Raw genomic sequence first — 9,799 nt, 5'->3', positions numbered from 1 at the left:
CCCTGAAGATAGCTGATTGAATGAGACTATGGATATGTATTATTCAAAGCTGCTAGTCCAGTTTATCGCTATTGATAGATAGTAAGATAAAATTTTGATTTTACCTTACGTTATGGGTATTATCCTACATGTCTGATGTCGTATTGCATTATTGCTTATCGTTATGTTATTGCATGTAGAGCAGTGGTAAGTAGGAAATTAAGCAATCTGTAGTAAGTATAGATTCAGATAAGCTTGTGAGGGATATCTTTATACTTCAATACAATAGCTTACGGGTTCAAGTCCCGTCCTCGGTACCAAATCAGACAGATAACTTGCTTTTTTATCGTTATCGACGTAATATTTGCCACGTTTTCGGACGCGGGGTGGAGCAGCCTGGTAGCTCGTCGGGCTCATAACCCGAAGGTCGTCGGTTCAAATCCGGCCCCCGCAACCACTTTCCTAAAGTGTTGTTTTTCAAATGTTGTATTCGGTAGACCTCAGATACTTTCGATTTCAATTTGAAAAAAATACTTGTCAGAAAGTTGTACCGAAGCCGCTTTGCGGCAAACAGGGTCCAGTTGCATAAAGCCCCGAATTTCGGGGTTTTTTGTTATTTGACAGCAGAATCACTGGGCTATTAGGCCCTTTTTTTATGTCTTGGGGGTGGGCTTGTCCACATTAGAACAAAAGTTAACAGAGATAATTTCAGCACCGGTTGAGGCCTTAGGCTACGAATTAGTCGGCATCGAGTTCATCCGGGGGCGCCAATCGACGCTACGAATCTATATTGATAGTGACGATGGGATCACTGTTGATGCTTGTGCTGATGTCAGCCACCAGGTCAGCGCTGTATTGGACGTTGAAGATCCCATTACGGTCGCTTACAACTTAGAAGTTTCCTCTCCAGGCCTTGATCGCCCAATGTTCACCGCTGAACACTATACTCGTTACCTCGGTGAAAATGTCACTCTGGTTTTGCGTATGGCAATGCAGAACCGCCGTAAATGGCAGGGTATTATTAAAGCCGTTGATGGTGAAATGATCACGGTTACTGTGGATGGAAAAGATGAAGTGTTCGCGCTGAGCAACATCCAGAAAGCGAACCTGGTACCCCACTTTTAAAGTTTGGATGAGGCAACTAGGATGAACAAAGAGATTCTGGCTGTTGTAGAAGCAGTTTCCAATGAGAAATCCCTTCCGCGCGAGAAAATTTTTGAAGCGTTGGAAACTGCTCTAGCGACAGCGACTAAGAAAAAATACGAACAAGAAATTGAAGTTCGCGTCAGCATCGACCGTAAAACCGGTGATTTTGATACGTTCCGCCGTTGGGTTGCTGTTGATGAAGTCACCATGCCAACGCGTGAAATTACGTTGGATGCGGCTCAATATGAAGATCCCACGCTTCAGTTGGGTGATTATGTCGAAGACCAGATTGAATCTGTCACTTTTGACCGTATCACCACCCAAACGGCTAAACAGGTTATCGTACAGAAAGTACGTGAAGCCGAACGTGCTATGGTGGTTGAGCAGTTCCGTCAGTATCTGGGCGAAATTGTTACCGGTATAGTTAAAAAAGTTAACCGTGACAGTATTGCGCTGGATCTGGGTAATAATGCTGAAGCTGTTATTGGTCGTGAAGACATGCTGCCGCGTGAAAACTTCCGCCCAGGCGACCGTATCCGTGGCGTTCTGTATGATGTGCGTCCAGAAGCGCGCGGTGCGCAGTTATTTGTTAGCCGTTCACGCCCTGAGATGCTGATCGAACTGTTCCGCATTGAAGTGCCAGAAATTGGCGAAGAATTGATCGAAATTAAAGCCGCTGCCCGTGATCCTGGCTCGCGTGCTAAAATTGCGGTCAAAACCAATGACAAACGTATCGATCCGGTCGGTGCTTGCGTTGGGATGCGTGGTGCCCGTGTTCAGGCTGTTTCCAGCGAGCTTGGCGGCGAGCGCATTGATATTGTATTGTGGGATGATAATCCGGCCCAGTTTGTTATTAACGCTATGGCGCCAGCTGATGTTGCGTCTATTGTGGTTGATGAAGACAGACACACGATGGATGTTGCCGTTGAAGCCAGTAACCTGGCACAGGCAATTGGCCGTAACGGCCAAAACGTACGTTTAGCTGCACAGCTGAGTGGCTGGGAGCTGAACGTAATGACGGCGGACGATCTTCAGGCGAAACATCAGGCCGAGGCTCATGCCGCTATTGATACCTTCACCAAATATCTTGCTATCGATGAGGACTTTGCCACCACGTTGGTAGAGGAAGGTTTCTCTTCTCTGGAAGAATTGGCTTACGTGCCAATGAAAGAACTTCTGGAAATCGATGGTCTTGACGAAGATACGGTTGAAGCGCTGCGTGACCGCGCCAAAGCTGCATTGACCACGCTGGCCCTGGCACAAGAAGAAAGTCTTGGCGACCAAAAACCCGCTGATGATCTGCTGAATCTGGCCGGTCTGGAACGTAGCATGGCATTTAAATTGGCTGCGCGCGGTGTGTGTACGCTGGAAGATCTTGCCGAGCAGGGTATCGACGATCTGGCAGATATTGAAGAGCTTAGCGATGAGCAAGCCGGCGAGCTGATTATGGCTGCACGTAATATCTGTTGGTTTGGCGATAACGCGTAATAAACTGTAGCAGGAAGGAACAGCATGACAGATGTAACCGTAAAATCGCTGGCAGCTGAGATTCAGACCCCAGTTGATCGCCTGGTACAGCAATTTGCTGATGCAGGGATCAAGAAGTCTGAAGTAGACTCAGTTACCCAGCAAGAAAAAGAAACATTGTTAGCACACTTGAACCGTGAACACGGTAGTGTGCCTAATAAACTCACGTTGCAACGCAAAACGCGTAGCACCTTGAATATTCCGAGCACCGGCGGAAAAAGTAAATCGGTGCAAATCGAGGTCCGCAAGAAACGCACTTTTGTAAATACGCCGGAAGCTGAACAAGCGAAAGCGGAAGAGCAGGCACAGCGTGAAGCGGAAGAGCAGGCACAACGTGAAGCGGAAGCAGCAGCGCAGAAAATCGCTGAAGAAAAAGCTAAACGTGCGGCCGAAGAACAAGCCAAACGTGAGGCCGCTGAAAAAGCTAAACGCCAAGCAGCGGAAAAAGAAAAAGTGACGAATCAACAAACCGACGAAAAAAACAAACCAGCCCAGACCGATAAAGCACGCCGTGAAGCTGAAGCTGCCGAGCTGAAACGCTCAGTAGAAGAAGAAACACGCCGTAAGGTCGAGGAAGACGCTAAACGCGTTGCTGAGGAAGCCCGTAAAATGGCAGCCGACAATGAAGGTAAATGGCCAGCACCTGTGGCTGAACAGACTGAATCTGCCGATTACCATGTAACTACCTCACAACATGCGCGCGCCGCGGAAGATGAAAACGACGCCAAAGTTGAAGGCGATCGCCGCAGCCGTACTCGTGGTGGCAAAGCGACTAAACAGAAGAAAGGCAATAAACTCTCTGAGTCTAAAGCTGATCGTGAAGAAGCGCGTGCTGTTGGCCGTAAAGGCAAACGTAAACCAAGCACATTGCAGCAGAGCTTCAACAAACCTGTCGTCGCGGTTAACCGTGATGTCGTGATCGGTGAAACTGTGACAGTTGCTGAACTGGCCAACAAAATGGCAGTTAAAGGCTCTCAGGTCATCAAAGCGATGATGAAACTGGGTGCAATGGCCACTATCAACCAGGTTATCGATCAAGAAACCGCTCAGATGGTTGCTGAAGAGATGGGCCACAAAGTCATCCTGCGTCGTGAAAACGAACTGGAAGAAGCACTGATGAGCGACCGTGATACTGGCGCTGAAGCCGCTGCTGAGCATCGCGCTCCGGTTGTGACCATCATGGGCCACGTTGACCACGGTAAAACCTCTCTGCTGGATTACATCCGCTCCACGAAAGTGGCGTCAGGTGAAGCTGGTGGTATTACACAGCACATCGGTGCTTATCACGTTGAAACCGAAAACGGCATGATCACCTTCCTGGATACCCCAGGACACGCCGCGTTTACTTCAATGCGTGCCCGTGGTGCTCAGGCAACGGATATCGTGGTGCTGGTTGTTGCAGCCGACGATGGCGTGATGCCACAAACTATCGAAGCTATTCAACATGCTAAAGCGGCTAAAGTACCGGTTGTGGTTGCAGTGAATAAAATCGATAAGCCAGAAGCTGATCCAGACCGCGTTAAAACCGAGCTGTCTCAGTACGGCGTTCAGCCAGAAGAGTGGGGCGGCGAGTCTCAGTTCATCAGCGTGTCTGCGAAAGCGGGCATCGGTATTGATGAATTGCTGAACGCAATCTTGCTGCAAGCTGAAGTTCTGGAGCTGAAAGCGGTTCGTACTGGCATGGCAAACGGTGTGGTTATCGAATCCTTCCTGGACAAAGGCCGTGGCCCTGTTGCTACCGTGTTGGTTCAACAAGGTACGCTGAACAAAGGCGATATCGTGCTGTGTGGCTTCGAGTATGGCCGTGTACGTGCGATGCGTGACGAACTGGGCCGTGATATCACGTCTGCGGGTCCGTCTATTCCGGTTGAGATTCTGGGCTTGTCCAGCGTTCCTGCGGCCGGTGATGAAGTGACCGTTGTTCGTGACGAGAAGAAAGCCCGTGAAGTTGCACTGTATCGTCAGGGCAAATTCCGTGAAGTTAAGCTGGCTCGTCAGCAGAAATCGAAGCTGGAAAACATGTTTGCTAACATGACCGAAGGTGAAGTTTCTGAACTGAACATCGTTATTAAATCTGACGTACAGGGTTCTTGTGAAGCTATCTGTGATTCACTGGAAAAACTGTCTACTGATGAAGTGAAAGTGCGCATTGTTGGCTCAGGCGTTGGTGGTATCACCGAAACTGACGCAACACTGGCGGCGGCATCTGGCGCAATCATCCTTGGCTTTAACGTCCGTGCTGATGCTTCAGCCCGTCGTGTCGTCGAAAGTGAAGGCCTGGATCTGCGTTACTACTCAGTTATTTATAGCCTGATTGACGAAGTTAAACAGGCGATGAGTGGGATGTTGGCACCGGAGTACAAACAGCAAATCATCGGTCTGGCTGAAGTTCGTGATGTATTTAAATCACCGAAATTTGGTGCGATTGCAGGTTGTATGGTTACTGAAGGTGTGATTAAGCGTAATAATCCAATCCGTGTGCTGCGTGACAACGTGGTTATCTATGAAGGCGAGCTGGAATCCCTGCGCCGCTTCAAAGATGACGTTAACGAAGTTCGTAATGGCATGGAATGTGGTATTGGCGTTAAGAACTACAATGACGTCCGTACTGGTGATGTGATCGAAGTCTTCGAAATTATCGAAATCAAACGTACTATCGATTAATCGCCTCAGATCTGCTTATATCCATTTGGGGGGCCTTGGCCCCCCAATTTGTCTGGAGAATCCAAATGGCAAAAGAATTCAGCCGTTCTCAACGTGTTTCGCAGGAAATGCAAAAAGAGATCGCACTCATCTTACAGCGTGAAATCAAAGACCCTCGTGTTGGCATGGCTACCGTTTCGGGTATCGAACTCTCCCGTGACCTGGCTTATGCTAAAGTCTTTGTGACCTTCCTGAACGTATTAACTGACAATGCCTCACCGGATACGGTTAAAAACGGCATTAAAGCATTGCAAGATGCCTCTGGTTATATCCGTACTTTGCTCGGCAAAGCGATGCGCCTGCGTATCGTGCCAGAACTGACCTTCGCCTACGATAACTCCCTGATTGAAGGGATGCGGATGTCTAACCTGGTGACTAACGTCATCAAAAGTGATGTAGAACGTCAGGTTAATTCGGGTAACGACGAGGAGAAGTAATGGGTCGTCCACGTCGTCGCGGCCGTGACATTAACGGCGTTCTGTTATTGGATAAGCCGCTGGGCCTCTCCTCTAATGATGTTTTGCAGAAAGTAAAACGTCTCTTTAGCGCTAACCGCGCAGGTCATACCGGTGCGCTCGATCCATTGGCAACCGGTATGTTACCTATCTGTTTGGGCGAAGCGACCAAGTTTTCCCAATTCTTGCTGGATTCCGATAAACGTTATCGCGTGGTTGCTCGCTTAGGTCAACGTACCGATACTTCAGATGCTGAAGGTGCGTTAATCAGTGAGCGTGAGGTTAACGTCACTCAAACCCAGATGGATGCCGCGTTAGACCGTTTCCGTGGTCATAGCCAGCAAGTGCCGTCCATGTATTCTGCACTGAAGCACCAAGGCAAGCCGCTGTATGAATATGCCCGTCAGGGGATTGAAGTCGAGCGTGAAGCCCGCAGTATTACGGTGTACGAACTGCTGTTTATCCGCTGGGAAGGCAATGACCTTGAGCTGGAAATCCACTGTTCCAAAGGCACCTATATCCGTACCATTGTTGATGATTTGGGTGAATTGTTGGGTTGCGGCGCACATGTGAGTTATCTGCGCCGGTTGCAAGTGGCGACTTATCCAAGTGAGCGTATGGTGACGTTGGAGCAGTTAACGGCGATGGTGGAAGCGGCACAGGCAGAAGAGCGCTCGCCCAATCCAGAGCTGGATCTGCTGTTACTTCCGATGGACAGTGCTGTGCTTAACTTCCCTGAAGTCAATCTGTTACCTGCGGTTGCCGCTTACGTGAAACAGGGCCAGCCGGTGCATGTTTCGGGTGCGCCTGGTGAAGGTATGGTTCGTATCACTGAAGGCGAAGAGCATAAATTCATTGGTATTGGTACTATCGCTGAAGATGGTCGTGTGGCGCCTAAACGCCTGGTTGTGGAAAGTGCGGATGTAGAAAGTTCGGTCATCGCGTAAGGCCAAACCGCTTATCTTGCGATCCAGCAGTTCAAAGAGTAGAATAGTGCGGCTTACATATTGGGTTGCTGAATTAGAGATCGGCGCCTGTTTTAATTTATCTATATATTTGGAGTTGTATCATGTCTCTAAGTGTTGAAGCGAAAGCTAAAATTGTTGCTGACTTCGGTCGCGGTGAAAATGACACCGGTTCAAGCGAAGTTCAGGTTGCTCTGTTGACTGCTCAAATTAACCATTTGCAAGGTCACTTCTCCGAGCACAAAAAAGATCACCATAGCCGTCGTGGTCTGCTGCGTATGGTATCCACGCGTCGTAAGCTGCTGGATTACCTGAAGCGTGAAGATGTAGCGCGTTATGCTACCCTGATCGAGCGTCTGGGTCTGCGTCGCTAAGTCTGCGAGTTTCAGGAAAAAGGGGCCAATTGGCCCCTTTTTTCTAAGCAGCAATGATAAAATACGTTAGTATATTGTTGCTGTTCTATAGGATTTGTCCACCCAATAGATTTCGAGATGTAGGAAGGCGGCAAGCGAAAGACAAATTGGTTGTAAACCACTTTGAACAGCGCTTGCGCTGGCCCGCAGGGTGAGCCTCTGATGAGGCTCATAATCCCGATGAGCTTACATACATAAGTAAGTGATTCGGGTGATTGAACGCAGCCAACACAGCTACATATCGAAAGATGACGGGTATAAATAGGATCTTCCGGTGCAGAGGTTCGCGCGGCTAATGAGAGACTTTAGCTCATGAGGGTTAAGGATTGTCATTAGTCGCGAGGATGCAGTGTGAAGGTAATAGTAACAGGTGGATGGAGAGTCAATACGATCCGGCACCGCATAGTATAAGGATACTATTTTGCTGACTCCGATTATTCGTAAATTCCAGTACGGTCAACATACCGTTACCATTGAAACCGGCATGATGGCTCGTCAGGCAACCGCCGCTGTAATGGTAAGCATGGACGACACCGCAGTTTTTGTGACTGTTGTTGGCCAAAAGAAAGCCAAACCAGGCCAGAGCTTCTTCCCTCTGACGGTTAACTATCAGGAGCGTACTTACGCTGCTGGTCGTATCCCAGGCAGCTTCTTCCGCCGTGAAGGCCGCCCAAGTGAAGGCGAAACACTGACTTCACGTCTGATTGACCGCCCGATTCGCCCACTGTTCCCAGACAGCTTCCTGAATGAAGTTCAGGTTATTGCAACTGTGGTTTCGGTTAACCCACAAATTAACCCGGACATCGTGGCATTGATTGGCGCATCTGCTGCACTGAGCCTGTCAGGCATTCCATTCAATGGCCCAATCGGTGCTGCTCGCGTTGGTTTCATCAACGATCAGTATGTACTGAACCCAACCACCGACGAGCTGAAAGAAAGCCGTCTGGACTTGGTTGTTGCCGGTACTGCTGCCGCAGTATTGATGGTTGAGTCAGAAGCACAGATTCTGTCTGAAGATCAGATGTTAGGCGCGGTGGTCTTCGGCCACGAACAACAGCAAATTGTGATTGAAAATATCAACGCTCTGGTTGCACAAGCGGGCAAACCGAAGTGGGATTGGCATGCTGAACCTGTTAACGAAGCGCTTCATGCGCGCGTGGCTGAGCTGGCAGAAGCTCGTCTGGGTGATGCGTATCGTATTACTGAGAAGCAAGAACGTTACACTCAGGTTGATGCGATTAAAGCTGACGTAACCGCAGTGCTACTGGCACAAGATGAAACGTTAAATGCTGGTGAGATCCATGACATTCTGGGCGATGTTGAGAAAAACGTCGTGCGTAGCCGTGTATTGCGTGGCGAGCCGCGTATCGATGGCCGCGAAAAAGACATGATCCGTGGTCTGGACGTGCGCACTGGCGTCTTGCCACGTACCCACGGTTCTGCGCTGTTCACCCGTGGCGAAACTCAGGCGCTGGTTACCGCCACACTGGGTACGGCTCGTGATGCGCAAAATATTGATGAACTGATGGGTGAGCGTACTGACTCATTCCTGCTACACTATAATTTCCCTCCATATTGTGTTGGTGAAACCGGTATGGTTGGTTCACCTAAGCGTCGTGAGATCGGTCATGGCCGTCTGGCGAAACGCGGTGTGTTGGCAGTAATGCCAAGCCCGAGCGAGTTCCCTTATACCATTCGTGTGGTTTCTGAAATCACCGAGTCTAACGGTTCTTCCTCAATGGCCTCTGTTTGTGGTGCTTCTTTGGCCCTGATGGATGCGGGTGTACCAATTAAAGCCGCTGTTGCCGGTATCGCAATGGGTCTGGTTAAAAAAGATGACAACTTTGTTGTTCTGTCCGATATTCTGGGTGACGAAGATCACTTAGGCGACATGGACTTTAAAGTAGCTGGTAGCCGTGATGGTATCACCGCACTGCAAATGGACATTAAAATTGAAGGTATCACCCGCGAAATCATGCAGGTGGCTCTGAACCAGGCTAAGGGTGCGCGTCTGCACATTCTGGGTGTTATGGAACAGGCTATCAGTACACCGCGTGGCGATATCTCCGAGTTTGCTCCCCGTATCTACACCATGAAAATCAATCCTGAGAAAATCAAGGATGTGATCGGTAAAGGTGGTTCTGTGATTCGTGCGCTGACTGATGAAACTGGCACTACCATTGAAATTGAAGATGATGGCACCATTAAGATTGCAGCAACCGACGGCGACAAAGCGAAACACGCTATCCGCCGCATCGAAGAAATTACTGCTGAAATCGAAGTGAACCGTATCTATGATGGTAAAGTGACCCGTATCGTTGATTTCGGTGCATTCGTTGCTATCGGTGGCGGTAAAGAAGGTTTGGTACATATTTCTCAAATCGCTGACAAGCGCGTAGAGAAAGTGACAGACTATCTGCAAATGGGCCAGGAAGTGAAAGTTAAAGTAATGGAAGTTGATCGCCAAGGCCGTATCCGCCTGAGCATCAAAGAAGCCACTACTCCTGACGCAGAAGCACCGGCACCAGAAGCAGCAGAGTAATAAGTATTCCATTGCCCCTTACGCATTAGTGAGGGGCCGTGTTATCTCGAGGGCAGGATGCCCTTGTGT

7 protein-coding genes and 1 tRNA gene are annotated in these 9,799 nt (G+C 49.2%); all 8 read left to right on the top strand.

All coding sequences use genetic code 11. The features are described 5' to 3' along the window. Positions 1-359 precede the first annotated feature (359 nt). Positions 360-436, top strand: a tRNA-Met gene (locus YALDO0001_RS16470). A 215-nt stretch (positions 437-651) separates the two neighbouring features. Next, the gene (rimP, locus tag YALDO0001_RS16465; protein ID WP_042547634.1) at positions 652-1,104 is read left to right on the top strand and encodes a ribosome maturation factor RimP; all 453 of its coding nucleotides are present in this window, start codon (positions 652-654) and stop codon (positions 1,102-1,104) included. A gap of 21 nt (positions 1,105-1,125) precedes the next feature. Beyond that, on the top strand, positions 1,126-2,613 hold the full coding sequence (gene nusA, locus YALDO0001_RS16460) for a transcription termination factor NusA (protein WP_004704664.1): 1,488 nt from the start codon (positions 1,126-1,128) through the stop codon (positions 2,611-2,613). 24 nt (positions 2,614-2,637) lie between these two features. Beyond that, complete coding sequence (infB, locus tag YALDO0001_RS16455; RefSeq protein WP_004704663.1) at positions 2,638-5,316, top strand: translation initiation factor IF-2; 2,679 nt, start codon at positions 2,638-2,640, stop codon at positions 5,314-5,316. Positions 5,317-5,381: 65 nt separating this feature from the next. After that, entirely contained in the window at positions 5,382-5,792 is a 411-nt protein-coding gene (gene rbfA, locus YALDO0001_RS16450) for a 30S ribosome-binding factor RbfA (protein WP_042840334.1), read from the top strand. Then, complete coding sequence (gene truB / locus YALDO0001_RS16445) at positions 5,792-6,757, top strand: tRNA pseudouridine(55) synthase TruB (RefSeq protein ID WP_004704662.1); 966 nt, start codon at positions 5,792-5,794, stop codon at positions 6,755-6,757. The genes rbfA and truB overlap by 1 nt, the downstream gene beginning before the upstream one ends. Positions 6,758-6,879: 122 nt before the next feature. Beyond that, positions 6,880-7,149, top strand: a complete 270-nt coding sequence (gene rpsO, locus YALDO0001_RS16440; protein WP_004704661.1) for a 30S ribosomal protein S15 — start codon at positions 6,880-6,882, stop codon at positions 7,147-7,149. Positions 7,150-7,609: 460 nt separating this feature from the next. Further along, complete coding sequence (pnp, locus tag YALDO0001_RS16435; RefSeq protein ID WP_004704660.1) at positions 7,610-9,730, top strand: polyribonucleotide nucleotidyltransferase; 2,121 nt, start codon at positions 7,610-7,612, stop codon at positions 9,728-9,730. Positions 9,731-9,799: the final 69 nt, after the last annotated feature.

Origin of the sequence: Yersinia aldovae ATCC 35236 (genome assembly GCF_000173735.1) — a bacterium.
GTDB classification, from domain to species: domain Bacteria; phylum Pseudomonadota; class Gammaproteobacteria; order Enterobacterales; family Enterobacteriaceae; genus Yersinia; species Yersinia aldovae.
Note: the sequence above shows the minus strand (reverse complement) of the source record. Positions and strands in the feature narration are given on the sequence as shown.